The 25,115-nt window shown below is 44.4% G+C and carries 29 protein-coding genes and 2 pseudogenes; 13 read left to right on the forward strand and 18 right to left on the reverse strand.

Annotated features, from left to right (window positions below):
• The first annotated feature begins 36 nt into the window (after positions 1–36).
• The 4 genes and pseudogenes from yhdP to CKY02_RS17540 all read left to right on the forward strand — a co-directional run.
• Positions 37–3,831 (forward strand): AsmA2 domain-containing protein YhdP, encoded by a 3,795-nt coding sequence (gene yhdP / locus CKY02_RS17525; protein ID WP_167405328.1) that lies wholly within the window; start codon positions 37–39, stop codon positions 3,829–3,831.
• On the forward strand, positions 3,828–4,685 hold the full coding sequence (gene nit1 / locus CKY02_RS17530) for a deaminated glutathione amidase (RefSeq protein ID WP_112896280.1): 858 nt from the start codon (positions 3,828–3,830) through the stop codon (positions 4,683–4,685). Before yhdP ends, nit1 begins: the two co-directional genes overlap by 4 nt.
• A gap of 5 nt (positions 4,686–4,690) precedes the next feature.
• Entirely contained in the window at positions 4,691–6,136 is a 1,446-nt protein-coding gene (gene tldD, locus CKY02_RS17535; RefSeq protein WP_112896281.1) for a metalloprotease TldD, read from the forward strand.
• A gap of 36 nt (positions 6,137–6,172) precedes the next feature.
• Positions 6,173–6,383: pseudogene (locus tag CKY02_RS17540) on the forward strand (RNA-guided endonuclease TnpB family protein); the annotation flags it as partial.
• A gap of 131 nt (positions 6,384–6,514) precedes the next feature.
• Here CKY02_RS17540 and yjgA read toward each other — a convergent pair.
• Positions 6,515–7,054 (reverse strand): ribosome biogenesis factor YjgA, encoded by a 540-nt coding sequence (gene yjgA, locus CKY02_RS17545; protein ID WP_110086377.1) that lies wholly within the window; start codon positions 7,052–7,054, stop codon positions 6,515–6,517.
• A gap of 201 nt (positions 7,055–7,255) precedes the next feature.
• On the opposite strand from yjgA, the gene pmbA reads away from it, so the two are divergent.
• Positions 7,256–8,596 (forward strand): metalloprotease PmbA, encoded by a 1,341-nt coding sequence (gene pmbA, locus CKY02_RS17550; protein WP_112879250.1) that lies wholly within the window; start codon positions 7,256–7,258, stop codon positions 8,594–8,596.
• Between the two features lie 54 nt (positions 8,597–8,650).
• On the opposite strand, the gene rnk is transcribed toward pmbA, so the two are convergent.
• From rnk to CKY02_RS17610, 12 genes are all read right to left on the reverse strand, one after another.
• Positions 8,651–9,061, reverse strand: coding sequence for a nucleoside diphosphate kinase regulator (gene rnk, locus CKY02_RS17555; protein WP_112879249.1), 411 nt, complete (start codon positions 9,059–9,061; stop codon positions 8,651–8,653).
• A gap of 188 nt (positions 9,062–9,249) precedes the next feature.
• Positions 9,250–9,522, reverse strand: coding sequence for a PTS phosphocarrier protein NPr (gene npr / locus CKY02_RS17560; protein WP_011148174.1), 273 nt, complete (start codon positions 9,520–9,522; stop codon positions 9,250–9,252).
• Positions 9,522–10,373, reverse strand: coding sequence for an RNase adapter RapZ (gene rapZ, locus CKY02_RS17565; protein WP_011148173.1), 852 nt, complete (start codon positions 10,371–10,373; stop codon positions 9,522–9,524). The genes npr and rapZ overlap by 1 nt, the downstream gene beginning before the upstream one ends.
• A 74-nt stretch (positions 10,374–10,447) precedes the next feature.
• On the reverse strand, positions 10,448–10,915 hold the full coding sequence (ptsN, locus tag CKY02_RS17570) for a PTS IIA-like nitrogen regulatory protein PtsN (protein WP_112896282.1): 468 nt from the start codon (positions 10,913–10,915) through the stop codon (positions 10,448–10,450).
• A gap of 123 nt (positions 10,916–11,038) precedes the next feature.
• On the reverse strand, positions 11,039–11,326 hold the full coding sequence (gene hpf / locus CKY02_RS17575; RefSeq protein WP_036775988.1) for a ribosome hibernation promoting factor: 288 nt from the start codon (positions 11,324–11,326) through the stop codon (positions 11,039–11,041).
• A gap of 23 nt (positions 11,327–11,349) precedes the next feature.
• The gene (gene rpoN / locus CKY02_RS17580; protein WP_112896283.1) at positions 11,350–12,789 is read right to left on the reverse strand and encodes an RNA polymerase factor sigma-54; all 1,440 of its coding nucleotides are present in this window, start codon (positions 12,787–12,789) and stop codon (positions 11,350–11,352) included.
• A gap of 27 nt (positions 12,790–12,816) precedes the next feature.
• A complete protein-coding gene (lptB, locus tag CKY02_RS17585) occupies positions 12,817–13,542 on the reverse strand; it encodes an LPS export ABC transporter ATP-binding protein (protein ID WP_011148169.1) in 726 nt (241 codons plus the stop codon).
• 6 nt (positions 13,543–13,548) lie between these two features.
• Positions 13,549–14,082, reverse strand: a complete 534-nt coding sequence (gene lptA, locus CKY02_RS17590; RefSeq protein ID WP_112896284.1) for a lipopolysaccharide ABC transporter substrate-binding protein LptA — start codon at positions 14,080–14,082, stop codon at positions 13,549–13,551.
• Complete coding sequence (lptC, locus tag CKY02_RS17595) at positions 14,063–14,641, reverse strand: LPS export ABC transporter periplasmic protein LptC (protein ID WP_112896285.1); 579 nt, start codon at positions 14,639–14,641, stop codon at positions 14,063–14,065. Before lptC ends, lptA begins: the two co-directional genes overlap by 20 nt.
• A 20-nt stretch (positions 14,642–14,661) precedes the next feature.
• Positions 14,662–15,225 (reverse strand): 3-deoxy-manno-octulosonate-8-phosphatase KdsC, encoded by a 564-nt coding sequence (gene kdsC, locus CKY02_RS17600; RefSeq protein ID WP_112896286.1) that lies wholly within the window; start codon positions 15,223–15,225, stop codon positions 14,662–14,664.
• 17 nt (positions 15,226–15,242) lie between these two features.
• Positions 15,243–16,211 carry an arabinose-5-phosphate isomerase KdsD gene (gene kdsD, locus CKY02_RS17605; RefSeq protein ID WP_112896287.1) on the reverse strand — a complete coding sequence of 323 codons (969 nt, stop codon included), beginning with the start codon at positions 16,209–16,211 and terminating at the stop codon, positions 15,243–15,245.
• Between the two features lie 23 nt (positions 16,212–16,234).
• Positions 16,235–17,209, reverse strand: a complete 975-nt coding sequence (locus tag CKY02_RS17610) for a calcium/sodium antiporter (protein ID WP_112896288.1) — start codon at positions 17,207–17,209, stop codon at positions 16,235–16,237.
• Positions 17,210–17,437: 228 nt separating this feature from the next.
• On the opposite strand from CKY02_RS17610, the gene mlaF reads away from it, so the two are divergent.
• From mlaF to murA, 7 genes are all read left to right on the forward strand, one after another.
• A complete protein-coding gene (gene mlaF / locus CKY02_RS17615; protein WP_112896289.1) occupies positions 17,438–18,241 on the forward strand; it encodes a phospholipid ABC transporter ATP-binding protein MlaF in 804 nt (267 codons plus the stop codon).
• Between the two features lie 10 nt (positions 18,242–18,251).
• Positions 18,252–19,034, forward strand: coding sequence for a lipid asymmetry maintenance ABC transporter permease subunit MlaE (gene mlaE, locus CKY02_RS17620; RefSeq protein WP_112879264.1), 783 nt, complete (start codon positions 18,252–18,254; stop codon positions 19,032–19,034).
• 4 nt (positions 19,035–19,038) lie between these two features.
• Positions 19,039–19,545, forward strand: coding sequence for an outer membrane lipid asymmetry maintenance protein MlaD (mlaD, locus tag CKY02_RS17625; protein WP_112896290.1), 507 nt, complete (start codon positions 19,039–19,041; stop codon positions 19,543–19,545).
• A 33-nt stretch (positions 19,546–19,578) separates the two neighbouring features.
• Positions 19,579–20,208, forward strand: coding sequence for a phospholipid-binding protein MlaC (mlaC, locus tag CKY02_RS17630; RefSeq protein WP_112879238.1), 630 nt, complete (start codon positions 19,579–19,581; stop codon positions 20,206–20,208).
• Position 20,209: 1 nt separating this feature from the next.
• Positions 20,210–20,503 (forward strand): lipid asymmetry maintenance protein MlaB, encoded by a 294-nt coding sequence (gene mlaB / locus CKY02_RS17635; RefSeq protein ID WP_112896291.1) that lies wholly within the window; start codon positions 20,210–20,212, stop codon positions 20,501–20,503.
• Positions 20,504–20,776: 273 nt separating this feature from the next.
• The gene (gene ibaG, locus CKY02_RS17640; RefSeq protein ID WP_112896292.1) at positions 20,777–21,031 is read left to right on the forward strand and encodes a BolA family iron metabolism protein IbaG; all 255 of its coding nucleotides are present in this window, start codon (positions 20,777–20,779) and stop codon (positions 21,029–21,031) included.
• 51 nt (positions 21,032–21,082) lie between these two features.
• Positions 21,083–22,342, forward strand: a complete 1,260-nt coding sequence (gene murA / locus CKY02_RS17645) for a UDP-N-acetylglucosamine 1-carboxyvinyltransferase (RefSeq protein ID WP_112896293.1) — start codon at positions 21,083–21,085, stop codon at positions 22,340–22,342.
• 82 nt (positions 22,343–22,424) lie between these two features.
• On the opposite strand, the gene CKY02_RS17650 is transcribed toward murA, so the two are convergent.
• The 5 genes and pseudogenes from CKY02_RS17650 to CKY02_RS26555 all read right to left on the reverse strand — a co-directional run bounded on the left by CKY02_RS17650 (position 22,425) and on the right by CKY02_RS26555 (position 24,164).
• Positions 22,425–22,745, reverse strand: a complete 321-nt coding sequence (locus CKY02_RS17650; RefSeq protein WP_112896294.1) for a DUF7716 domain-containing protein — start codon at positions 22,743–22,745, stop codon at positions 22,425–22,427.
• A 15-nt stretch (positions 22,746–22,760) separates the two neighbouring features.
• Positions 22,761–23,105 (reverse strand): HNH endonuclease, encoded by a 345-nt coding sequence (locus tag CKY02_RS24855; protein ID WP_167405329.1) that lies wholly within the window; start codon positions 23,103–23,105, stop codon positions 22,761–22,763.
• Positions 23,106–23,159: 54 nt separating this feature from the next.
• Positions 23,160–23,264: pseudogene (locus CKY02_RS26765) on the reverse strand (RHS repeat-associated core domain-containing protein); the annotation flags it as partial.
• A gap of 115 nt (positions 23,265–23,379) precedes the next feature.
• The gene (locus tag CKY02_RS17660; protein WP_112896295.1) at positions 23,380–23,769 is read right to left on the reverse strand and encodes an Imm50 family immunity protein; all 390 of its coding nucleotides are present in this window, start codon (positions 23,767–23,769) and stop codon (positions 23,380–23,382) included.
• 2 nt (positions 23,770–23,771) lie between these two features.
• Positions 23,772–24,164, reverse strand: a complete 393-nt coding sequence (locus tag CKY02_RS26555) for an HNH/endonuclease VII fold putative polymorphic toxin (protein ID WP_112896296.1) — start codon at positions 24,162–24,164, stop codon at positions 23,772–23,774.
• A 678-nt stretch (positions 24,165–24,842) separates the two neighbouring features.
• Between CKY02_RS26555 and CKY02_RS24860 the strand changes: the two genes are divergently transcribed.
• Positions 24,843–24,980, forward strand: a complete 138-nt coding sequence (locus CKY02_RS24860; protein ID WP_162121016.1) for a hypothetical protein — start codon at positions 24,843–24,845, stop codon at positions 24,978–24,980.
• Positions 24,981–25,115: the final 135 nt, after the last annotated feature.

Below are 25,115 nucleotides of genomic sequence, written 5' to 3' on the forward strand. Positions count from 1 at the left end.
GCTGACATAACAGCATTGGTAACCAAGGAGATGCGTGTGAGGCGACTGCCGGGAGTATTATTAGCGACAGCCGCAATAGTCATTATCATTGTGGCTTTGCTTGTTAGTGGATTACGTTTTCTACTGCCACATATTAATGATTACCGCCCACAATTATTCGCTAAAATTGAATCAATTATTGGTGTACCTATTGATGCTAGATATATTGCGGGAGAATGGGAATCTTTCGGGCCTGTTTTTGAATTACGTGATATCAGTGTAAAAACCGCAAATGCAGATGTGAAAGCCAAAAAGATCACGGTTGCATTGGATATCTGGTTATCTTTACTAAGAATGCGTTGGAATTTCCGCGATCTTACTTTTTATCAGTTACAAGTAGATTACTATCAACCGCTGTTTAATGATCAAAGCGGTAATATGTTTTCCCAATCGGATCTATTTTCTGATCTGTTTCTGGAGCAGTTTGATCATTTTAATCTGCAAGATAGCCGTTTTACTTTCCTTACTCCTTCTGGTGAACGCGCTGATCTTCTGTTACCACAATTAACCTGGCTAAATAAAGATAATCGTCACCGAGCTCAAGGGAAAATTAGTCTCTCTTCGATCAATAATCAGCATGGGGATATACAAGTTAAATTTGATTTGCATGACACTAATGGCATATTGGATAACGGTACTATTTATTTACAGGCAGATAATGTTGATGTTCATCCGTGGTTAAGCCATTGGTTGCAGGATAATACTGGGCTGAAGGATGCTGAGTTTAGTTTGTCTAGCTGGATTATGCTGAAAGATGGTCGGATTGATGGTGGTCAACTACAACTCCGTCAGGGAAAAGCTAATTGGAAAGTTGCTAACAAATTCCACAACCTTTCTGTCAGTGATTTGGTGTTACGAATGCGCCGCCAAGATGGTGGTTGGTTGTTTGATGCACCTGAGCTGGCAAATTTGATCACTGATGGTCAACAATGGCCGTCAGGAAAAGTATCAGTGCTCTATCTGCCGGAAGCCAAGAGAGCTGATGGTCATGATCATTGGCGTATCCGGGCAAAAAACATTCAACTTGAACGGCTAAGTAGCATTTTACCGACTTTTTCTTTTTTGACGCCTGATCTTGTGAAGGATTGGCAGCATCGTCAGCCACAAGGATTGGTAAAGTATCTTGCCCTCGATATTACACCCAAAATGGTAGATGATTCCCGAATCAGTATGCAATGGCAGAATGTCAGTTGGCAGCGTTGGCAGGAATTGCCTTCTATTGATAATTTCTCTGGTTCTCTCAATGGCAGCTTGCGGCAAGGCAAACTGAGTTTTGCATTGAAGAATAGTGTCGTTGATTATCGAGATATGTTCCTGGCACCGTTTGAGATATCCCAAAGTCATGGCGAAATACTCTGGCGGCAAGATGAGCGAGGCTTGCAACTTTGGAGTCAAGGATTGGATTTGCAGGCGAAATCATTGTGGGTCAATGGTGATTTTCGTTATCAACAGCCTAAAGAACAGCCTCCCGCGCTGAATATTCTGGCGGGAATACGGGTTTATGATGCAGGTGATGCCTGGAGATATTTTCCAGAATCTTTGATGGGGACAGCTCTGACTGACTATCTAACAGCTTCAATTATTAAAGGGCAGATAGAAAACGCGACTTTTGTTTTTCAAGGCAATCCAAAAGATTTCCCATTTGCAAAGAATAATGGCCAGTTTCAAGTTTTTGCTCCATTGCGTCACGCGACTTTTCAGTACCAACCAAATTGGCCGGCATTGCTAGATCTCAATATTGATCTTAATTTCCAGAATAACAGTTTATGGATGCTTGCTCCGCAAACGGCACTTGGTAAAGTGAAAGCTAGCAATGTTTCAGCAGTAATTTCTAATTATCGTAGTAAGAAATTGTTAATCAACGCTGATCTTCTGGGAGATGGCAAAGATATTCATGAATATTTTACTCGTAGTCCGTTAGCAAATTCTGTTGGTGAAACGCTGGATATATTGCAGGTTGGTGGTCGGATTGCTGGTAATTTGCATTTGGATATTCCACTCAATGGTGGCAATGTGGATGCCCGTGGTGAGGTGACTTTAAAAAATAATCACTTGTTGATTAAGCCTCTAGATAGCGAAATGAAAAATGTGAGTGGCCGGTTTCGCTTTGATAATGGTAATTTACAAAGCGGCAAATTATCGGTCCAATGGCTTGGGCAGCCTGTGACGGTTGATTTTTCTACTAAAAGTTTACCCAAAAACTATCGAGTCAATGTTGGTCTGAATGCGCGTTGGGCTGTGGCAAAATTATCTAAATTTTCACCAGCGATTGCTAAAGCGTTTTCTGGCTCTGTTGATTGGGAAGGGAAGGTCGGTGTCAGTTTGCCGTTTCAGGGCAAGCCTCAATATGATATGAAAATCGACGTTGATTTATCACAAGTGGATAGTTACTTATCTTTCCTGAAAGTGGATGAACCGCGTGCTCTTCATATTCTGGCTGATGGTGATATGGAGCAGTTGCAAGTAAAAGGCACTCTGGATAAACAGTATGCATTTAATACTCAATGGCGTCTGGCAGGGAAAAGCACTCAACTGTCACGTGGAATTTTACAAAGCAGCGATAAAATTCCTGATTTGCCTGAAAAATCCCTATTGGAATTGAATCTTCCGGCAGTTGAGGGGGAAGAGTGGTTAGGGCTGATTGCGCCTCTGACTTCTGGTTCTTCATTGGCAGGTATGTCAATGTTGCCACAGCATCTGCATATATCACTTCCATCACTGGATGCGGGGGGACAACGCTGGAATCAGTTATCGTTGGATGTGGAAAAACAGCTTTGGGGAACGCAGATCACTGCTAATAGTCGGGAAATCAACGGTAAACTCAATATCCGTAATAGTGGCTCTTGGCAAATGAATTTGAGTCATCTTTACTATAATCCTTTGCAACATAGCTCTCAGCAAGCTGAATCAGATTTACCTGAGCAATCTCAGGCAGGTACAACTCTGCGTTATTCGTTGAACCAATGGCCTTCATTAGACATCATCTGTTCTGAATGTTGGATTATGGGATTGAAGCTTGGGAAGGTGTCTGGTTCCCTGATTCCAGAAGGTAATTCGCTGGTATTAAGAGATGGAATAGTAGAAAACAGTGTCAGCAAACTAACTTTGGCAGGTCGTTGGCAAGAAGGCGCTGTAGGGAATAATACTCGTATTATGGGGCAATTTTTTGGTGAAAAGTTTGATGAGATGGCATCTTACCTTGGTATAGTCGTACCGATTGTAAATTCACCGTTTACCTTCCGTTTTGATTTTAATTGGTGGGATACTCCGTGGAAACCCAATTTCCAGACGCTGAATGGCAATCTTAAAAGTGACTTAGGCAAAGGTGCTATTGAAAAATTGGGGGGAGGAAGTGCTGGTCAGTTACTAAAATTAGTCAGTTTTGATGCTCTGTTACGTAAATTACAGCTCGATTTTAGCGATACCTTTAGCCAGGATTTTGAATTTGATTCAATTCGTGGTGATGTTTCAGTAAAAAATGGGATACTCAAGACTGAAAACTTACGGGTTGATGGGTTGATTGCCGATGTGATAACGAAAGGTGAGATCGATCTTGTTCGTCAACAGATCAATATAGAAGCCATCGTCACGCCGGAGATTTCTGCTACTGTGGGGGTAGCAACGGCTTTTGTCATCAATCCGATGGCAGGTGCTGCATTATTCGCAGCGACCAAGGTTTTGGGGCCGTTATGGAATAAGATATCCGTTATTCGTTACCGGATTACTGGTAATCTTGAACAACCGAAAATTGATGAAGTTCTGCGTCAGCTTAAGGAGAATAGAGGAACATGAGAAACGTTAATGTTGCACTCTTGCAGTTATGTAGCGGTGAGAATATCAAACATAATTTGGCGCAAATTGAACAACAAATTAAGCAGTTGCCGGATACCATCAAGTTTGTCATGACCCCGGAAAATGCATTGTTGTTTGCTACTGCTGATAGCTATCGTAGGCATGCGGAACAACAGGGTCATGGGCCTTTGCAGCAAGCTGTCAGTGAGATTGCACGCCGTTATGGTGTTTGGTTATTAATCGGTTCCATGCCGCTTATCAGTCGTGAAAATCCTGAACGGCTCACCAGTAGTAGCCTGTTGTTTGATGATCAGGGTAAGATTTGCGCACGTTACGACAAAATCCATATGTTTGATGTCAATATTAATGATGAACATGGATCATATAATGAATCATCTGTTTTCCAGCGTGGGGAACATATTACCGTTGTAGATACACCTGTTGGTCGTCTCGGAATGACCATATGTTATGATCTGCGCTTCCCAGGGTTGTTTCAGGCATTACGTGAGCAAGGCGCTGAGTTGATATCTGTTCCTGCGGCATTTACTCGTTTAACAGGAAAAGCACATTGGGAGCCACTGTTGCGGGCTCGCGCTATTGAAAACCAGTGTATTTTGTTAGCGCCAGCTCAGGTTGGTGTACATGGAACCCGTCAGACGTGGGGTCACTCAATGGCAGTGGATGGTTGGGGGAAAGTGATTAAGAAAAACCCCGATGCAGTCAGTGCACTACAACTGAATATCAGGGCAGATAGCTTGAAGATTATGCGTGAGCAGATGAAGGTGGTGAAACATAACCGCTTTCGACCACAGTTGACTTCCTTGATTGAAAAAATACCGCAAATTAAAGAGTAGCAATTATGAGTTTAACTTCTGTCAGTGAACACCTACTGGCTGCAAATAAATTAAGCCATCAAGATCTGTTTTCAGTACTCGGTCAACTGGCTGAACGTCGGCTCGATTATGCCGATCTCTATTTTCAGTCCAGTTACCATGAATCTTGGGTACTGGAAGATCGAATTATTAAGGATGGTTCCTATAATATTGATCAGGGGGTTGGCGTTAGGGCAATCAGTGGTGAAAAAACGGGTTTTGCTTATGCAGACCAGATCACGTTGAATGCGTTGCAACAAAGCGCACAGGCTGCCCGTAGCATCGTCCATGAAAAAGGGAATGGTAAAGCCCATACTTTTGGCGAAGTGACCTATTCTCAGCTTTATGCAGCAATTGATCCGCTGCAAAGTTTTTCCCGTGAAGAAAAGATTGCGTTATTGCAGTGTGTGGATCAGGTGGCTCGTGCTGAAGATCCAAGAGTACAGGAAGTCAATGCCAGTCTGACAGGGATCTATGAACGGGTGTTGGTCGCGGCAACCGATGGGACCTTGGCGGCTGATATTCGTCCTCTCATTCGCTTATCTGTCACGGTGCTGGTGGAGGATAACGGCAAACGGGAACACGGCACTAGCGGTGGTGGTGGCCGTTACGGTTATGAATATTTTCTGGAAGTGGTTAGTGGTCAGATCCGTGCAGAACAATTTGCGCGTGAAGCTGTTCGTATGGCACTGGTGAATCTTTCCGCTGTTGCTGCACCTGCTGGTACCATGCCGGTTGTTCTAGGGGCTGGTTGGCCGGGAGTGTTGCTGCATGAAGCTGTTGGTCATGGGCTGGAAGGTGATTTTAACCGCCGTGGTACTTCGGTGTTTGCTGGTCAGATTGGTGAAAAAGTCGCGTCTGAACTCTGTACTGTGGTTGATGATGGCACAATAAAAGGTCGCCGGGGGTCATTGGCAATTGATGATGAAGGCGTTCCTGGACAATACAATGTATTGATTGAAAATGGCATTCTGAAAGGTTACATGCAAGATAAAATGAATGCGCGTCTGATGGGTGTCGCGCCGACTGGCAATGGTCGCCGTGAATCTTATGCCCATTTGCCAATGCCTCGTATGACTAATACCTATTTGCTGGCGGGTCATTCCACACCGGAAGAGATCATCGGTAGTGTGAAAAATGGCTTATATGCGCCAAATTTTGGTGGTGGTCAAGTGGATATCACTTCCGGTAAATTCGTGTTCTCGACATCGGAAGCTTATCTGATTGAGAACGGTAAAATTACCAAACCAGTGAAAGGTGCAACCCTTATCGGTTCCGGTATTGAGGCTATGCAGCAGATCTCTATGGTAGGAAACGATCTTGATCTGGATAAAGGTGTTGGAGTTTGTGGCAAAGAGGGCCAGAGCGTACCTGTTGGTGTTGGTCAGCCTACTTTGAAACTGGACAACTTGACCGTTGGAGGAACAGCCTGATTTTTGGTTGTTTATCCGAGATAGATCATTATAAGACACGAACGGATAGCCAATGCTCGTGCCGATTTTCAACACAAACTGTGCAATTATTGACGAAAACCAAGCGATAATTGTGGAGACGCTGAAGACGGCAAACCTGATGAAAAATCCCAAATTCGCCCGCGCAATCAGTGATGCGGGCTGGTATGGCTTCATCGTGAAACTGGAATACAAAGCAGTGGCAGCAGGGGTTCACTTGGTCAAACTTGGGAAGCATCGCCGTTTACGGCGGGAAGCAGTCACTGCTTTTGTTTGAAGAAGCAGAAGAAGAACTGAAAGGGGAACTTAGTTTTAATATTTTCCCCTAACAGAAATTAGAACCTTACGGGTTTTAGGTCGTTAAGCGGATTCAGCCATATCTTTAAGATACTGGAAAATCTGACGATAAGATTTAGGTGGCTTATTTGCCGCCTTTTCTTTTTTGGCGTTGCGGATCAAGGTACGCAATTGCTGGCGATCGGTTTGTGGGAATAACGCCACCACTTCATCAATAACATCGTCATTGCCATCAATCAATTTATCACGTAATTCTTCCAGTTTATGGAGCAGAGTGATTTGCTGATTATGACGATTTTTCAGTTTATCAAGCGCGGTGGTAATTGGCTCGACATCCCGGGTACGCAGCAATTTACCAATAAATTGTAATTGGCGACGGCGCCCCTCTCTTTTTATCTTCTGTGCAAGTTCAATGGCGGCCAGCAGATCCTCATCTAACGGAACGCGTTCAAGCGCACTTTTGCTGAGCTCAACCAATTCTGTACCCAGCTTTTTCAATGCTTCGGCATCACGTTTAATTTCACTTTTACTGACCCAAATTATCTCTTCCTCTTCCTCTTCGGCAGGATAATCATTGAGCCAATCTTCAGGCTGCTTTGCCATAGTGGTTTTCCTTTTAAAAAGGCCGGAGCTGGCAGGTTGATTTTTGGAGCATGACCTGTAGCTCGGTGGGTGTTAACATCCTAATATTGTGTATTGTAACTGGGAAAAACGTCGGATTACCACTCGACATTGACTGTGTGGATAAAACGGTTCTGTTTTTCCGACAGATTTTCCCTTTATTCATCAAATTACGGGTAATTAATGAAAATCACGGATCAAATTGCGGAACAACGCAAACAACTGGAAAATGCAGTTTCACAGGCACTAGAGCTGGCAAAAGCGGGTTGTGATGCTGCGGAGGTTGCGGTTAATAAAACAACGGGTATTAGTGTCAGTACCCGCTTTGGTGAAATAGAAAATGTAGAATTCAATAGTGATGGTGCTTTGGGGATTACCGTATACCATCAGCAACGTAAAGGTAGCGCATCATCAACAGATTTAAGCCCGGATGCCATTGCCCGTACTGTTCAGGCTGCGATTGATATCGCTCGTTATACCTCTCAGGACCCGTGTGCTGGCCCGGCAGATAAAGCGCTACTGGCGTTTGAAGCGCCAGATCTTGACTTATTCCATCCAACAGAGTTGGATGCTGATAAAGCAATTGAACTGGCTGCTCGTGCGGAACAAGCTGCATTACAGGCAGATAAGCGTATTACCAATACTGAAGGTGGCAGTTTTAACAGTCATTATGGTATCAGAGTGTTTGGTAACAGCCACGGTATGTTGCAAAGTTATTGCTCCAGCCGTCATTCTATGTCGAGTTGTGTGATTGCTGAACTTGATGGCGATATGGAGCGGGACTATGCGTATACCATTCATCGTCGTTTTGAAGATTTAAAATCGCCAGAATGGGTTGGGCAGGAGTGCGCTCGTCGTGCATTATCTCGTTTGTCGCCACGTAAATTACCGACTATGAAAGCACCGGTGTTGTTTGCTGCGGAGGTTGCAACGGGCCTTTTCGGTCATTTGGTTGGCGCTATCAGTGGTAGCAGTATTTACCGGAAATCCTCTTTCCTGCTTGATCATCTGGGCAAACAAATCCTGCCATCATGGCTGACAATTGAAGAGCGGCCACACTTGCTGGCGGGGCTAGCATCTTCTCCATTTGATAGTGAAGGTGTTTCTACCAGCAATCGGGATATTATCAAGGATGGTATATTACAGACTTGGCTTCTGACCAGTTATTCTGCCCGTAAGCTAGGAATGGCAAGTACCGGCCATGCAGGAGGGATTCATAACTGGTGCATTGCAGGGCAAGGTCAAGATTTTGCAGGTTTACTGCGTCAGATGGGAACTGGGTTAGTGGTCACTGAACTGATGGGGCAGGGAGTCAGTGCAGTAACCGGCGACTATTCCCGTGGTGCCGCTGGCTTTTGGGTAGAAAATGGTGAGATTCAGTATCCTGTCAGCGAGATTACTATTGCAGGCAATTTAAAGGATATGTGGGCCAATATGGTCACTATTGGGAATGATATTGAAACGCGTAGTAATATCCAGTGTGGTTCAGTCTTACTGCCGGAAATGAGTATCGCTGGTCAATAAGAGATACTCGTTTCCGATTACTTTAGTCAGCCCGGATCAAATGGGCTGGCTGAATTAACGGTGGAGCTCACCGGCAGCTTCTGGTTGATAAAGTAATTCCAATACTTTGACGCGGGTTTCTTCGCCGTTTGGCAATTCCCAACTGATTTCGTCACCGATACGAAGGCCCAATAATGCAGCACCTAAAGGAGCCATAACAGAAAGCTGATCTGAACTGTCTTGCAGTGACGCTGGATAAACTAAAGTACGTACCCGTTCTTCATTGCTTGTCAGGTCAATAAAACGAACCCGGCTGTTCATCGTCACAACATCTGATGGAATTTCTGCTGGCGGTACAATCTCTGCACGATCCAGCTCCTCATTCAAAGCGTCAGCGATACTAGTATCTGCAAACGCTGGCTGTTCCAACAGGGAATCTAAACGTTCTGCGTCTAATTCGTTGATGATAATTGCTGGTTTAGTCATACCACACTCCAAATGGATTCCAATACAAAATAACACCCCGCACCATGAGGAGGGGGGTGTTATTTAAAATGATTAACCTGATAGTAGGCTGTTCTTACTGGAAAATAAAGAGATCATGATCACGAACTGTTTTGTGCTGCTAATGAAAACAGTGAAGGACATGATAATCCATAGGTGAGTGAGCAACGTTATTCTTCGTCAAATCCCGAATTAAATAGATCAATAATAGCGGCAAGAGCCTGCTCTTCATCTGGGCCACTGGCTTCAACTTCAATATAGCTGCCTTTTTCTGAATCCAGCATCAGCATGGCAATTACACTGCTGGCCTCGGCTTCAACATGGCTATCATTGCGTAAAATAACATGAGATTCAAAGAGCTGTACTAGATCATACAGCTTCATTGCTGGCCGGGCGTGCATTCCCAGCCGATTTTTGATTTCAAGTCTTTGCTTGACAGTCATTATTTTCGCTTTTCGAGAGTACGGTGGCGCGACTGTACGTTTTTTCCTCTGGAACGAAAATAATCGGCCAACTGTTCTGCCACATAAACAGAACGGTGTTTACCGCCGGTACAGCCAATAGCAACGGTCAGATAGCTGCGGTTATTGGTTTCAAGCATAGGTAGCCAGAGTTCAAGATAACTGCGGGTTTGATAGATGAAGTTATGCACTTCCGTATGACGGTCGAGGAAAGCGGCTACAGGACGATCAAGACCGGTCATTGGCCGTAATTTGGGGTCCCAGTGTGGGTTTGGTAGGAAGCGTACGTCAAAAACATAGTCGGCATCAATTGGAATGCCATGCTTAAAGCCGAAAGACTCAAAGACCATTGTCAACTCACGTTCCCGTTTGCCTAGCAGACGCGTTCTTAGCATCTCAGCCAATTCATGGACTGACATTTCGGAGGTGTCGATAATCAGGTCAGCTCTTGAACGAAGGGGTTCCAGCAGATCACTTTCTTGATCAATCGCGCTTTCCAGAGAAAGATTTTTGCTTGATAGCGGATGCAGACGGCGGGTGTCGCTATAACGGCGGATCAACGTATTACGTTCAGCATCAAGGAATAGTAATTGCGGTGAGAAACTCGCTGGTAGTTTAGTCAGAGCTTCTTCGAAAACTTCAGGTGATTCCGGCATGTTTCTTACATCAATACTAACCGCAGCGGAAATATCGCGGTCAGCTAGCGTATTTGCTAATTCCGGTAGTAATACTACCGGCAAGTTGTCTACACAATAAAAACCCATATCTTCCAGTGCGCGTAAGGCAACGGATTTACCTGAACCGGAACGGCCACTGACTATCATCAGCACCATGAGGCGACTCCCCTTAATTTCTTAGTGGTTATTATGAGCCACTCTTATCTATTGCTATCCATGCATTGCAACAGTTATTCAGTGATAATTGCGTATAATTCTTCATCACTTTGTGCCGATCTTAAACGACGGCAGAGATTTTTATCTGCAAGACGTTTGGCAATCAATGACAATGTGTGTAGGTGTGTTTGGCATTGATCGTTTGGAACCAGTAAAGCAAACAGCAAATCGACTGGTTGATTATCAATAGCATCGAAAGCAATAGGTTGTTCCAGATTTAGGAAAACGCCAACCGCTTGATCTGAGCTTTCTTCATCTAACTTACCGTGAGGGATAGCAATACCACTGCCAATTCCAGTAGTACCTACTTTTTCTCGGGTTAATATTGCTTCGAATACGACATTTTCTGGTAACTTAAGCTGCTTAGATGCTAGCTCACTGATAATCTCTAAAGCCCGTTTTTTGCTCGAACAATGTACATTATTGCGTGTACATGCGAGGGAAAGCACAGAGCTTAGTAGTAAATCTGCTTGATTATTCATTTTCCTATTCACTTAGGTGCTTATTGATACAGGATGCCATAGGTTATCTGTGGCATCCTGTATTTGCGCACTGTTTTACAGCAATACTCTGCTGTTGTTACTACATTCTTTGTTAACTAACTGTTAATGATGTCTCAGTTTGTCTTTATGTTTGGTTAATTGACGCGCCAGTTTATCGACCAGTCCATCAATTGCTGCATACATATCTTCATGTTCTGATGATGCGTGCAACTCACCTCCGTTAATGTGTACAGTAGCTTCGGCGATTTGTTGTACCTTTTCCACTCGGAGGATTACCTGAGTCAGGTTGATCCTGTCGAAATATTGATCCAGTTTGCTGCATTTTGCAGTGATAATGTCGCGTAATGCATCAGTAATTTCAATATTGTGGCCGGTTATTTTGAGTTGCATATTGTCTTCCTTCTCTGTTCATTTCAAACCAGACGCTTACGTTGGTTTGATGGCGGAATGGATAACGACTCTCGATATTTTGCGACAGTCCGTCGGGCAACCATGATGCCTTGATCGGCTAGCATGCTCGTCAGTTTGCTGTCACTTAATGGTTTGGCGGGGTTCTCCGCTGCTACCAGTTTTTTCACCAAAGCCCGTATTGCAGTTGAAGAGGCTTCGCCTCCACTTTCTGTATTGACATGACTGGAGAAAAAATACTTCAATTCAAAAATACCACGTGGGCTGTGCAGGAATTTCTGGGTAGTCACCCTGGAAATGGTGGATTCATGCATATCAACCTGGAAAGCAATGTCTGTCAAAACCATAGGCTTCATATATTCTTCACCATGTTTAAAAAATTCCTGTTGCTGTTCTACAATACAACGCGCAACTTTCAGCAGAGTATCATTTCGGCTTTCCAGGCTTTTGATAAGCCACTTGGCCTCTTGTAGGTTATTACGGATAAACTGACTGTCACTTTCATTGCGCGTATGTTGCCCAAGCTCTGCATAATGCTGATTAATGTGTAAACGGGGGATACTATCTGTATTCAATTCTACTTGCCAGTGTTCACTCTCTTTTCGAACCAGTACATCGGGGATGACATATTCTGATTCGCCAGTGTTTATTGCCAGGCCAGGCTTTGGTTCAAGTGACTGGATTAAATTTATAGCCTCTTTCAGTGTATCTTCTTTCAAGCGACTCAGACGGATTAAATTGCGGAAATCCCAATGACCTAATAACTCCAGATGTTCGCAAATGATCAGTCTCGCCTCTTTCAGATAAGGTGTTTCTGGTGGAAACATGGATAGTTGGACGAGTAGACAATCTTTTAAATCACGAGCAGCGACACCGATAGGATCAAAATGCTGTATCCGTTTGAGCACAGCCTCCACCTCTGTCAGAGTGAGTTGATTGTCGCCAATGCAGGTAAGGATATCTTCTAGTGATACAGTGAGATAGCCAGTGTCATCTACGGCATCAATGATTGATGTCGCAATCGCCGCCTCTATTTCCGTGAAAGGGGTCAACTCTGCCTGCCACATCAAATAGTCTTGCAGGGTTTGAACGGTTTCACCTTGGTAAAGTGGCAGTTCGTCGTCGTTATAGTCATTGCGTGTCCCGGAAGGTGTGCCAGCGGTGTAAATTTCATCCCAACTGGCATCCAGGGGTAACTCATCTGGCATATCCTTCTGTTGCAAGGCATCAAGCGTATCCATAGCTTCCGTTTCGTTATCGGGAAGTTCCTGATTGCCAATTTCCTGATAATCTTCATCCTGTTCAAGCAAAGGATTCATTTCTAACGCTTGTTGTATTTCCTGTTGGAGTTCAAGCGTAGAAAGTTGCAACAAACGAATAGCTTGTTGGAGCTGTGGTGTCATAGCCAGTTGTTGGCTAAGCCTGAGTTGCAAACTTTGCTTCATAGCGTTAAATCAATTCTCCTGGCCGAATTAGAGCCGGAAACCTTCGCCTAAATAAACGCGCTTCACCTGTTCATTATTAAGAATATCATTAGGTGTGCCGTGAGCAATCAGATGCCCTTGACTGACAATATAAGCACGTTCGCATACATCCAATGTTTCACGGACATTGTGGTCTGTGATAAGGACCCCTAGTCCATAATCTCTCAAATGCTGAATAATCTTCTTGATATCGATGACTGAGATAGGATCTACGCCGGCGAAAGGCTCATCCAGCAAAATAAATTTAGGATTAGCTGCCAGCGCTCTGGCAATCTCTACGCGGCGACGTTCACCTCCGGAAAGTGATTGACCAAGATTGTCACGTAGGTGGCTGATATGAAACTCTTCCATCAGCTCTTCGGCACGTTCTTTCCGCTGTTCTTGAGTCAAATCCTGGCGGATCTCCAATACAGCCATCAGGTTGTCGAATACGCTTAGACGGCGGAAAATAGAAGCTTCCTGAGGCAAATAACCGATACCACGTCGTGCCCGTTCGTGAAGTGGCAGTAGGCTAATATCTTCATTATCAATGGTAATTGTCCCGGTATCCCGTGAAACGATACCGACGACCATATAGAAAGTCGTCGTTTTCCCTGCACCGTTCGGACCAAGCAGGCCGACAATTTCGCCGGAGTTCACGTTTAGGCTGACATTTTCAACGACCTTACGGCCTTTGTAAGCTTTTGCCAGGTTTTCTGCGTTTAGTATTGCCATATATCGTTATTTACTCTTGTTGTTAACCCCAGGGCCTTCTTCTTGTAATTGAGAAGGTAGTAGGACGGTTGTCACTCGTTTACCTTTGTCACTAAACGCTTCCATTTGCTGAGTTGGGACTAGATAGGTGATACGGTCGCCTTTTATATTGCTGTCTAACTGTTCCAAATAGGCATTGCCAGTGAGTGTAACCAGCTCTTTATCCATTTCGTAACGCATTTTGGAACCGCGGCCCTTGATTGGTTTGCCATTGTCCTGTAGTTGATAGAAGGTTACCGGATTGCCAAATGCTTCAATAACCATTTTCTTAGAATCGCCATCTGGGCGAGTCACAACAACTTTGTCAGCGCGGATATCGATAGAACCCTGTTTGACGATCACATCTTCTGTAAATGTGGCAGTGTTCCCTGTCATGTCAAGGGCTTGTTTAACAGAATCGATAGAAATGGGTTTCTGTGTGTCATCTTTCAGTGCCATGGCGGGAAGACTGACTACAAAGATAGCACTGGCAATAAAAGCATTACGGATTCTGTTTTTCATGTTGGATTTCATAGTAGGTGTTAACCTTTTCAATCAGTTCAGCGGTTTTGTTTCGCAGGTTGCCACGCATTTTCATACCGACGGATTTTAGCCCGACACCAATCAGTGTGACCTGATCGTCAGATGAAACATCCTGAGTGACCAGGTTGATGATAGCGTTCTCTGTAGTAATACGTTGTAATTGTGACGTATTAGTCAGACTGTCAACCTGTACGTCTCCGTAAAGATAGAGCATTTTGTCATTAGTTAGTTTGGCTTTGTTAGCACGAACTGTCCATGTAGCAATGGCGTTTGAGTCATAAGTAATTAATACCGGTTTGGTAAACCAGGTAAGTTTTGACTCTGCATAGTTCTGGACGTCATCAGCGACCAGTTTATACGTCAGTTTTCCCGTAGGGTCATAAACAAAAGTTATAGCTTCCTGACTTTGATAGGTTGGCTGACTGTTATCTGTGGCAGAAGATGATTTAATCTCATCTGAATTAGACAAGTTCCAGCCAATTAACGCCAGGATGATTAATACCAGTGTTATCACCAACCAGGATTTGATTCTATCCATTCTCGTTTCACTTCAACCTACTATATTGATAATCCTTTGGCCTCTTCCAGCTTATTCTGAGCAAAAAGCACCAAATCACAAAGTTCCCTTACCGCACCGTGTCCCCCTGTAATTTGGGTGACATAATGCGCTTTTGGTAAGAGTAATGGATGTGCATCCGCCACAGCGACGGATAACCCCACTTGTTCCATGACAGGCCAGTCAATCAGATCATCACCAATATAAGCAACCTGTTCTGGTTTTAATCCCAGTTTATCTAACAATTCTTTGTACGCCAAAACCTTATCACTTTGTCCTTGGTAAAGATGTGTAATACCCAAGGTGTTTGCTCGATCTTCCAGCAATTTTGCTTTACGGCCGGTAATAATAGCGACTTCGATTCCTGAAGTAATTAAGCAGCGAATTCCGTAACCATCTCTAACATTAAATGTTTTTAATTCTTCACCGTTATTGCCCATATAGATCCGGCCATCGGACATAACACCGTCAACATCGCAAATCAGTAAGCGGATTTTACGGGCTTTTTCAATAACGTCTTTATTAACTGGACCATAACAGGTGTCTAAATAAACTAATTGGCTCATTAAGGCGTTTTCTCCGGTTACACCACACCAGCTTGTAGCAGGTCATGCATATGTAATACACCAAGCAGTTTATTGTCCTCTGCAACCAATAAGGACGTGATATGGTGTGACTGCATTAAGTTCAATGCATCAACTGCAAGGGCATTTGGTTTGATGCGGATGCCACCTGTTGTCATAACATCTGAAATTTTGACATTGTACAAATCGACGCCCATATCAAACACTCGCCGTAAGTCACCATCAGTAAAAATACCATCAATATACATATTTTCATCGCAAATGACGGTCATCCCCAGTTTTTGTCGGGTGATTTCGAGCAGTGCTTCGCGTAAGGTGGCGTGACGATTAACCTTTGGAATATCATCGCCTGTATTCATCAAATCACTCACCAGTAGCAGAAGTTTGCGTCCAAGAGTGCCGCCTGGATGTGATAGCGCGAAATCTTCAGCAGTAAAGCCGCGTGCCTGGAGCAATGCAACCGCTAAAGCATCACCCATAACCAGTGTTGCGGTGGTACTGGTTGTAGGAGCCAAACCTAGCGGACAAGCTTCCTGCGGGACTTTGATACACAGGTGGATATCGGCGGCTTTTCCCATATTACTGTTGTAATTGTTAGTCATGCAGATAAGCGGGATTTTTTGGCGTTTTAATGCGGGAATCAGCGACAAAATTTCACTGGATTCACCCGAATTTGAGATGGCTAAAACAATGTCTTTAGGTGTGATCATGCCGAGATCGCCGTGGCTGGCTTCTCCCGGATGAACGAAAAAGGATGGTGTACCGGTGCTGGCGAAAGTGGCGGCAATTTTACACCCGATATGGCCGGATTTACCCATCCCCATGACAATCACTTTACCTTCGCAGTTGAATATCAGTTCACAGATACGGTCAAAATCTCCGTTTATATGTTGTTCAAGTTCTGTTAATCCATCACGTTCTATGTGTAATACTTTTTTACCCGCTTGCTGAAAATCAATCTTAGGCATTTCTTTTTCCTACTCATTCGTGTTTATTCAATGCTGTAATTGGAAATAAACAGTACGATAAAATAAGCGATAAAGCAGCTTAATAACAGGACACCTTTAAATCGGTTTAATCGGTGTTTACGACCCAGACAAAATGCAGTAAATATTATGCTGGCTACCATCATTACCCAAAAGTCACGATGGAAAGATTCAGGTGAAATGGCGGCTGGTGAGAGTAATGCGGGAAGGCCCAAAACAATTGATATATTGAATATATTCGAACCTATAATATTTCCAAATGCAATGTCATCTTCGCCTTTGAATGCTGCGGCAATAGAGGTTGCTAATTCTGGCAGGCTGGTACCGACCGCAAGCACGGTAAGCCCGATAACTAATTCACTGATGCCATAAATGCGGGCAATAACAGTTGCATTATCAATAACCATACGAGTTGCCATAGGTAAAATAAGTAACCCTAATAGAATCCAAAGTAGGGCAATGTGTTTATTGCCTTCGACCGGTAATTCCGCGGCCTGTTCTTGCGTATAAATATCCGCTTCGGCACGGCGCGGTAGAGCAACCATTTTTATCATCAGTAAGATATACACTATGGCGGAAGCGAGTAATACCAACCCATCCATCCGGCTGAGATAGTGATCACTCATTAAATAACCACAGAAGACGGTGAGCAGTAGCATCAACAGCAGTTCCTGCCGCAGGATATCTGATTTTACTTCCATTGGGCGAATAAATGCAGCAGCACCGGGTATTAGTAGCAGATTAGTAATGTTGGAGCCAATAACATTACCCACGGCCATATCAGGTTGACTATCTAGCATTGCAGTAACTGAAACCATTAATTCTGGTAGAGAAGTTCCAATGCCAACAATGGTAATACCAATAATAAATGGAGGCAGTCCCAGAGTACGGGCAAAAATTGCAGCACCATATACTAATCTATCGGAACCATATACCAGTAAAATCAACCCGGCAATTAGAAGTAAAAAGGTCAGAAGCATGAAGCGTCCCTTGTAAGGTATATTCCGAATTAATGTTAACGCTGGTTGATTTTCTAAACAAAAATTGTCTGCCCAGTTAGATGGGACATATTCTGACGGCGGTGGATAGAAAAGTAAAATTTGTCATCACATTAATGGCGAAAATTTTCCCGTTTTTTTGTAGTATATATGATTAATATATGAACCAAATATTAAAGCCAATTTATTAACCGTTAAGGGCTATCAATAATGAATCAACAGACAGCAAATCTCATCGAGATCCGTGGTATGTATTTTACCCGTGGTAACCGTTTGATTTTTGCTGATATTAATCTAGTTGTGCCTAGAGGAAAAGTCACTGCAATCATGGGGCCTTCTGGGATAGGGAAAACGACACTATTACGATTAATTGGTGGTCAGTTACGTCCTGAACGCGGAGAGATCTGGTTTGATGGTGACAATATTCCTGCTTTATCCCGTTCTCACTTGTATGCTGCTCGCAAGAAGATGAGTATGCTGTTTCAATCTGGGGCATTATTCACTGATCTCAATGTCTTTGAGAACGTTGCTTTTCCGCTGCGTGAACATACGAATCTGCCTGAAGAAATTATACAGACCACGGTAATGATGAAATTAGAGGCGGTAGGGTTACGTGGTGCCGCGAATTTGATGCCTTCCGAACTTTCCGGTGGTATGGCAAGGCGTGCGGCTCTGGCTCGTGCTATTGCACTTGATCCTGATCTGATTATGTTTGATGAGCCTTTTGTTGGTCAGGACCCGATTACGATGGGGGTTTTGGTGAAGTTGATTGATGAGCTGAATAAGGCACTTGGCGTTACCTGTGTGGTTGTTTCCCACGATGTACCGGAAGTTCTGAGCATTGCGGATTACGCTTATATTATCGCTGAACAACAGATTATTGCCGAGGGTACAGCTCAACAGTTGCATTCTAATTCTGATAGGCGAGTACGGCAATTTCTGGATGGTATTGCTGACGGGCCGGTACCTTTCCGTTTCCCGGCAGGGGATTATAAAACTGAGTTATTAGGATAATGGGATGTTAATGTTAACACAGGCGCTGGCGGCACTTGGCCGACGGGCCATTGAGGTGTTTGCCTCTTTTGGCCGTGCGGGTTTTATGCTTTTCCGCGCGATAATTGGCAAGCCAGAACCCGCCAGACAATGGCCGTTACTCCGACAGCAGCTTTACAGCGTGGGTGTTCGGTCATTATTGATTATTATCGTTTCAGGGCTGTTTATTGGCATGGTGCTTGGCCTACAGGGGTATCTGGTACTGACAACATACAGCGCGGAAGCCAGTCTTGGTATGATGGTGGCGATATCTCTGTTGCGTGAATTGGGGCCGGTGGTCACGGCACTGTTGTTTGCTGGTCGGGCAGGATCAGCCCTGACCGCAGAAATCGGTTTGATGAAAGCCACGGAGCAAATTTCCAGCTTGGAGATGATGGCGGTAGATCCATTACGGCGTGTGATAGCGCCCCGTTTTTGGGCCGGGTTTATCAGTATGCCGCTATTATCCTTGATTTTTGTAGCGGTAGGTATTTGGGGCGGTGCGATGGTTGGTGTTGATTGGAAGGGGATTGACAGTGGCTTCTTCTGGTCTTCCATGCAGTCTGCTATCGAGTGGCAGAAAGATTTGCTGAATTGTTTTATTAAAAGTGTCGTTTTCGCCATTACTGTGACCTGGATTGCTCTATTCAATGGTTATGATGCGATCCCGACTTCGGAAGGGATCAGCCGAGCAACGACCAGAACGGTGGTTCATGCGTCGTTAACGGTTTTAGGTTTGGATTTTGTGCTGACAGCACTCATGTTTGGGAACTAAGCCAATGCAAAGCAAGAAAAGTGAAATTTGGGTTGGATTTTTTGTCTTGATTGCACTGGCTGCAATCGTCTTTTTATGCCTAAAAGTGGCAGACATTAAATCGGTAGGCAACCAGCCAACTTACCGTTTGTACGCAACTTTTGACAATATTGGTGGCCTGAAAGTGCGTTCACCGGTAAAAATTGGAGGTGTGGTGATTGGTCGTGTTGCAAGTATCTCTCTTGATGAAAAAACTTATACGCCGCAAGTGGCACTGGATATTATGAAGCAATATGACCGTATCCCTGATACCAGTTCTCTTTCCATTCGTACTTCTGGCCTATTAGGTGAACAATATATTGCCTTGAATATAGGGTTTGAAGATCCCGATATGGACACCCGTATTCTGAAAGAGGGTGATCGCGTACAGGATACCAAATCAGCAATAGTACTTGAGGATCTCATCGGCCAGTTCTTATATAAGAGTGGTGATAATGTCCAAAGTGGGGCAGAGCACACGCCGACACCCTAGCCAGCAACTGAATATCATTAAGAGGAACCCATTATGTTGAAGAGATTATTAATGGTGGCGCTATTGGTTTTTGCGCCATTAGCGAGCGCGGTTGATCAAACGAATCCTTATAAGCTGATGCAGGATGCGGCGGAAAAGACTTTTACTCGTTTGAAAAACAGCCAATCACAAATTCGTCAAAACCCAGATTATCTGCGTAAAGTGGTGAAAGAGGAGCTACTGCCTTATGTCCATATCAAATACGCAGGGGCATTGGTTCTGGGGAAATACTATAAAGATACGACTCCAGAGCAGCGCAAGGCTTATTTTGTTGCATTTGAATCTTATCTTGAGCAGGCCTATGGGCAGGCTTTGGCAATGTATCATAATCAAACTTACCAGATTGACCCTGAAAAGCCGTTAGGGGACAGCAATGTTATTGCTATTCGTGTCACTATTATCGATTCGAATGGCCGTCCTCCTGTCCGTCTTGATTTCCAATGGCGCAAAAACAGCAAAACTGGTTACTGGCAGGCATTTGATATGATTGCAGAGGGCGTCAGTATGATTACGACTAAACAGAGTGAATGGGCCTCTATCTTGCGTCAGCAAGGTATTGATGGCTTAACTAAGCAGCTTGAAATCAGTGCCCGTCAGCCAATTACTCTGGAAGAGAAAAAATAAGATGGCTGAGAGTCTGATCTGGGAAAAAATAGGGCAAACCTTGATTCTCAAGGGCACTTTGGATCGTAATAGTTTGCTTCCTCTCTGGCAGCAAAAAGAGAAATTATTGGCTGATATTGACAGCATCAATGTGTCACAACTTGAATATGTGGATTCTACCGGGTTAGCTCTTTTAGTCCGTTTCAAGCATCATATGCAAAAGAGAGGGGATAAATTGCGCTTTTCTGGCATTGATGAACGGCTTAACACCCTGATTAAGCTCTATGATCTGCAAGAAATGATCATTGATAGCTAACCGATAATCTCATTAATTATCTGTACATACCCTATGGATTTCAAGATGGATCGCGACGGCAAGGGAGAGAATCCCCGGGAGCATAGGTAACGATGTGACCGGGGTGAGCGAGTGCAGCCAACAAAGAGGCAACTTGAAAGATAACGGGTATAATCAGCGCCCTTGTAAGCAGAAATATTACAAGGGCGTTTTCATAGTTTAAGAATAAGCAGGATTCTATTAGGATAGATGGCTGTCTATTATTTATTTCTAACTACAGAACATTGAGCAATTATGGATACTAATGAGATTAAGCAAGTGCTGATGGATAAATTAGCACTGGATGAAGTCATTGTTAACGGAGATGGCAGCCATTTCCAGGTTATTGTGGTTGGTGAGATGTTTGCCGGTATGAGTCGGGTAAAACAGCAGCAATCCGTTTATGCGCCTTTAATGGAATACATTGCTGACAATCGTATTCATGCCTTGTCAATTAAAGCCTACACGCCGGATGATTGGAAACGGGATCGCAAGCTCAACGGTTTTTAATGTTGTTTGCCTCGTTGTGAACAGCAAATTATATAAAGAGAGTCGTCACAGATGGATAAATTTCGTGTGAAAGGGCCCACTCGTCTATCGGGTGAGGTTACTATTTCCGGGGCAAAAAATGCTGCACTGCCAATCCTGTTCGCCGCGTTGTTGGCTGAAGAGCCTGTTGAGTTGCAAAATGTTCCAGAATTGAAAGATATTGATACCACTATCAAATTATTGAATCGCCTTGGGACCAAAGTTGAACGCAATGGTTCTGTATTTGTAGATGCTCGCGATGTGAATCAATATTGTGCGTCTTACGAGCTAGTAAAAACCATGCGTGCATCTATTTGGGCGTTAGGTCCTTTGGTAGCGCGTTTTGGTCAGGGGCAAGTATCTTTGCCGGGTGGTTGTGCGATTGGTGCCCGCCCGGTTGATCTGCATATCAGTGGCTTGGAACAGTTAGGTGCTGAAATTGTGCTGGAAGAGGGCTACGTCAAGGCTTCCGTTAATGGGCGTCTGAAAGGGGCTTGCATTGTGATGGATAAAGTTAGCGTTGGAGCGACAGTCACGATTATGACCGCGGCAACGTTGGCAGAAGGGACAACAATTATTGAGAATGCAGCACGTGAACCTGAAATCGAGGATACGGCTAATTTTCTCAATACCTTGGGTGCAAAAATCACAGGGGCGGGTACTGACCATATCATCATTGAAGGTGTAGAACGTCTTGGTGGTGGTGTATACCGTGTATTACCTGATCGGATTGAAACGGGGACATTTCTTGTTGCGGCTGCGATATCCGGTGGCAAGGTAGTTTGCCGTCATGCTCAGCCTAATACGCTGGATGCGGTATTAGCTAAATTGCGTGAGGCGGGTGCTGATATTGAAATTGGTAAAGATTGGATAAGCCTTGATATGCACGGTAAACGCCCTAAAGCGGTGACATTACGTACTGCTCCGCACCCTGGTTTCCCGACCGACATGCAGGCACAATTCAGCTTGCTGAATTTGGTTGCGGAAGGTGCTGGGATGATCACCGAAACTATTTTCGAAAACCGTTTCATGCATATCCCTGAATTAATTCGGATGGGAGCTCATGCGGAAATTGAAAGTAACACCGTGCTTTGTCATGGTGTTAAAAAATTATCTGGTGCTCAGGTCATGGCGACGGATTTACGCGCATCGGCGAGCTTAGTTCTGGCGGGTTGTATTGCGGAAGGCGTGACGGTTGTTGACCGTATTTATCATATTGACCGGGGTTATGAACATATCGAAGATAAGTTGCGCGGACTTGGCGCAAACATTGAACGAGTGAAATCAACGTAGGCTTACTGTGGGTATGCACCACGGTAGATCATAAGAAAGCCGGAAGATCTCGAAAGATCTTTCCGGCTCATATCACATATAATTAAAACTCTATAAAAGCATCATTTTCAAAATAAAAAATAAATGCCTCTAATAGATCATTGAGAGATGGATTATCTAACTGGGCCTTAGTATTAGCTACTACTTCTTCAATTGTTCCTCCATCTAAAACTTCAATCCACCCGTTTTCTTTTACCTGTTTAGGTAAATAATCATCAGAATCAGGTGGAAAATCAGCACTACTCAGAGAAAAAACTCCTTCTGTTTCTAACGTCCAACTATTTTGATCTGGAGGCAAGCAAAACCACTCGCTGGAATTATTTTCTGGGGTCGATAATACATCAGCAATAGAAACTAACTTCATAAACTACCTCATTATTTATAGTCCACCACATTTTCCACTACCTAACTTTTTAAATCCTCCTTCCTGATTTGGATGAAGGCTTTTCTGTACAGCGCCAGGCGCTTGATGTTGAGATCTTGGAATAAGTTCTATCTTAGTTGGATTTTGAGCATTATGGTGCCATGAATGATTAGGCGGGCTAGTACGTTCAAATCCACCTTTTGGACCCGGCTGCACATGCGCTACAACTTCAGGTGGTAACGATTTAGCTAAATGTGGATCTTTTTGTATTGCTTCATACAGTTGTTTATTTGCATTATTAAAATGCTTAGGTCTGCTACTTGAATGTAAATCTGCGAGAATATCTGTTTGATACCACACACTATAATTCGGACTGGATAAAGGTCTACCGGAAGCATCAAAGCCAGTTAAGCCTAAAGGGTCGGCACAGAGGTATTGCCCGGTCTCGTTATCGTAATACCTAAAACGATTATAGTATAGCCCGCTTTCCTCATCCTCATACTGCCCACAGAATCGCAAATGTCAGGTCAAGTTCTGCTCTTCATTGGGCATTAAGTAGAACAAAGCCGGAAGGTCATGGGGATCTTTCCGGCTTTTTGTTATTTATTGGAATGATCAACAATAAATTAAAATATTAATCCCATCTTTCATCTATATATGGAGTAATACCATCTATTGTTAAAAAATCCGCATTACACAATAAATAGAAATTCTTATTGATTATTTCAATAGATGTAGAATCATGGGTGCTACTAATTTGTGGAGAGCAAATAAAACCCACTTTATTTCCTTTGCTTTCAAATGAATTTATATTAGACATACTTAAAACTAAACTCATCGCATTAAATCCTTTATTATCCCACTTTTTAGGATATACGGAAGGGATTTTTTTACATATAAAACAAAGCTGTAAAGATGAATAATGATGAAAAGTATAACTAATGAATTCGGCTTTGCTTATATCAAACTCATTATTGAACATATATTTTATTTGCTCATTTCTTATCGCATTACTAAACCACATAATCACATCCCTAAAGGAAAATTATAATGTCCATGAGTGTCTGGAACACTTCCCGTATCTAATATTTTTCCATTTACTTTATCAACTGGTCTAACATTAAAATGGGGTTCTGCTCCATGTAAAGGTGTTGCCTTTGAATGCCCCAAACTGTGTTCTTGAATAACTACGACAGAACCTTGCTTATCCCTATAGTGATATTGTCGGGTTTGAACTGGAACGCCTTTAGCATTACGAATATTACCTCCGTATCCATCCCCTAAATCTACTCTTGATATCTCAAAAGGTTGCTGATTATTTGGTATCCCCGCATCTCTCTTGGCCTGCCGTAACGCGTCACGACGACTTTTCCCTTCATACGTCGTTTTCTTGTTCTTAGTCCCCGGACACCCAGCCAGCCCTAGCGGGTCTTAGGGACTGCCCCGACACGACCATACTTTTTTACCGGGATTTTTTCTTTAATAACAACCTGTTAAAGAGCCACTTCGTCCCACTGCACTCACCGCCGCGAACCCAAAACCCCGATGTGCACTTTGCCGATTTTAGCTCACTTTTTCCCCGATGTCAGTGCCGGGTTTCCGCCCGCTTTTTCTGCCAGAACCGGGTTTTATCGATAACCCGTGGCGGCGGGGCAGCTTGTCTGCGCCGCTGACGCGGGTTGGCCGGGTGCGGGCCGGCGAGGCCCGCAGGTGACGCTGTTCAGCAGGGAAGCCCCTGGGGGCTGCACGGGGCGGAGATGGCGAGCACGGGAATGAGCAAGGAGCCTGCGACTGCGAACCGGGCGCAGCCAGTGCAGCAGGGTTGGGGCGGGGGCAATAAACTGCGGCCAGCTTGCTGGCCTGCTTTCAGGGCCGTTGACCTTGACGGACTGACCGGCAACGGTTTAAGGCGGATGTTGACACCGGAGCCGCCACGGATGGCGGCGACTGCGGCGGTGGGATTTTGCATTGAGGCTGACAGCAGCGGGCGCAGCCCGGTGCGCCACGGGGGCTAAGAGGCCCCACCCGGCGGTCAGCCGCTCACCTTTGTTGAGGTGGCCGCGCAGCGCCCTTGGGTGGGCGGCGCCGACATAATGTTTGTTAAGCGCGGCGGGCCGTTCAGGCCCATTGCGCTTAATGCCACATTATGTTCATTGGGGGCTGACCGGCAACCGCGCTGACAGTGGACGCGTCGGCTTAACGCCGGGCGGCCACCATTTACCGCCGGCACGCTGAAGGTAGGCAGGCAGTCTGTGCGCAGGGACGCGCGCAGTCTGCCTTTCACTGCACCCCACAGGCTCACAGGGAAGCGGCTAACCGTCGAACTGTCCAACCGCACTCAGGTTTCAGGCCGGCTTCGGGCTGTCCGAC

The sequence above is a fragment of the Photorhabdus bodei genome, from assembly GCF_003287735.1.
In the GTDB taxonomy this organism is placed as follows: Bacteria; Pseudomonadota; Gammaproteobacteria; order Enterobacterales; family Enterobacteriaceae; genus Photorhabdus; species Photorhabdus kayaii.

Excerpts from the sequence above, each read along its gene's own strand:
- nit1 (WP_112896280.1), top strand. The coding sequence starts at position 3,828 with ATGAGAAACGTTAATGTTGCACTCTTGCAGTTATGTAGCGGTGAGAAT.
- tldD (WP_112896281.1), top strand. The coding sequence starts at position 4,691 with ATGAGTTTAACTTCTGTCAGTGAACACCTACTGGCTGCAAATAAATTA.
- yjgA (WP_110086377.1), bottom strand. The coding sequence starts at position 7,054 with ATGGCAAAGCAGCCTGAAGATTGGCTCAATGATTATCCTGCCGAAGAG.
- pmbA (WP_112879250.1), top strand. The coding sequence starts at position 7,256 with ATGAAAATCACGGATCAAATTGCGGAACAACGCAAACAACTGGAAAAT.
- rnk (WP_112879249.1), bottom strand. The coding sequence starts at position 9,061 with ATGACTAAACCAGCAATTATCATCAACGAATTAGACGCAGAACGTTTA.
- npr (WP_011148174.1), bottom strand. The coding sequence starts at position 9,522 with ATGACTGTCAAGCAAAGACTTGAAATCAAAAATCGGCTGGGAATGCAC.
- rapZ (WP_011148173.1), bottom strand. The coding sequence starts at position 10,373 with ATGGTGCTGATGATAGTCAGTGGCCGTTCCGGTTCAGGTAAATCCGTT.
- ptsN (WP_112896282.1), bottom strand. The coding sequence starts at position 10,915 with ATGAATAATCAAGCAGATTTACTACTAAGCTCTGTGCTTTCCCTCGCA.
- hpf (WP_036775988.1), bottom strand. The coding sequence starts at position 11,326 with ATGCAACTCAAAATAACCGGCCACAATATTGAAATTACTGATGCATTA.
- rpoN (WP_112896283.1), bottom strand. The coding sequence starts at position 12,789 with ATGAAGCAAAGTTTGCAACTCAGGCTTAGCCAACAACTGGCTATGACA.
- lptB (WP_011148169.1), bottom strand. The coding sequence starts at position 13,542 with ATGGCAATACTAAACGCAGAAAACCTGGCAAAAGCTTACAAAGGCCGT.
- lptA (WP_112896284.1), bottom strand. The coding sequence starts at position 14,082 with ATGAAAAACAGAATCCGTAATGCTTTTATTGCCAGTGCTATCTTTGTA.
- lptC (WP_112896285.1), bottom strand. The coding sequence starts at position 14,641 with ATGGATAGAATCAAATCCTGGTTGGTGATAACACTGGTATTAATCATC.
- kdsC (WP_112896286.1), bottom strand. The coding sequence starts at position 15,225 with ATGAGCCAATTAGTTTATTTAGACACCTGTTATGGTCCAGTTAATAAA.
- kdsD (WP_112896287.1), bottom strand. The coding sequence starts at position 16,211 with ATGCCTAAGATTGATTTTCAGCAAGCGGGTAAAAAAGTATTACACATA.
- CKY02_RS17610 (WP_112896288.1), bottom strand. The coding sequence starts at position 17,209 with ATGCTTCTGACCTTTTTACTTCTAATTGCCGGGTTGATTTTACTGGTA.
- mlaF (WP_112896289.1), top strand. The coding sequence starts at position 17,438 with ATGAATCAACAGACAGCAAATCTCATCGAGATCCGTGGTATGTATTTT.
- mlaE (WP_112879264.1), top strand. The coding sequence starts at position 18,252 with ATGTTAACACAGGCGCTGGCGGCACTTGGCCGACGGGCCATTGAGGTG.
- mlaD (WP_112896290.1), top strand. The coding sequence starts at position 19,039 with ATGCAAAGCAAGAAAAGTGAAATTTGGGTTGGATTTTTTGTCTTGATT.
- mlaC (WP_112879238.1), top strand. The coding sequence starts at position 19,579 with ATGTTGAAGAGATTATTAATGGTGGCGCTATTGGTTTTTGCGCCATTA.
- mlaB (WP_112896291.1), top strand. The coding sequence starts at position 20,210 with ATGGCTGAGAGTCTGATCTGGGAAAAAATAGGGCAAACCTTGATTCTC.
- ibaG (WP_112896292.1), top strand. The coding sequence starts at position 20,777 with ATGGATACTAATGAGATTAAGCAAGTGCTGATGGATAAATTAGCACTG.
- murA (WP_112896293.1), top strand. The coding sequence starts at position 21,083 with ATGGATAAATTTCGTGTGAAAGGGCCCACTCGTCTATCGGGTGAGGTT.
- CKY02_RS17650 (WP_112896294.1), bottom strand. The coding sequence starts at position 22,745 with ATGAAGTTAGTTTCTATTGCTGATGTATTATCGACCCCAGAAAATAAT.
- CKY02_RS17660 (WP_112896295.1), bottom strand. The coding sequence starts at position 23,769 with ATGTGGTTTAGTAATGCGATAAGAAATGAGCAAATAAAATATATGTTC.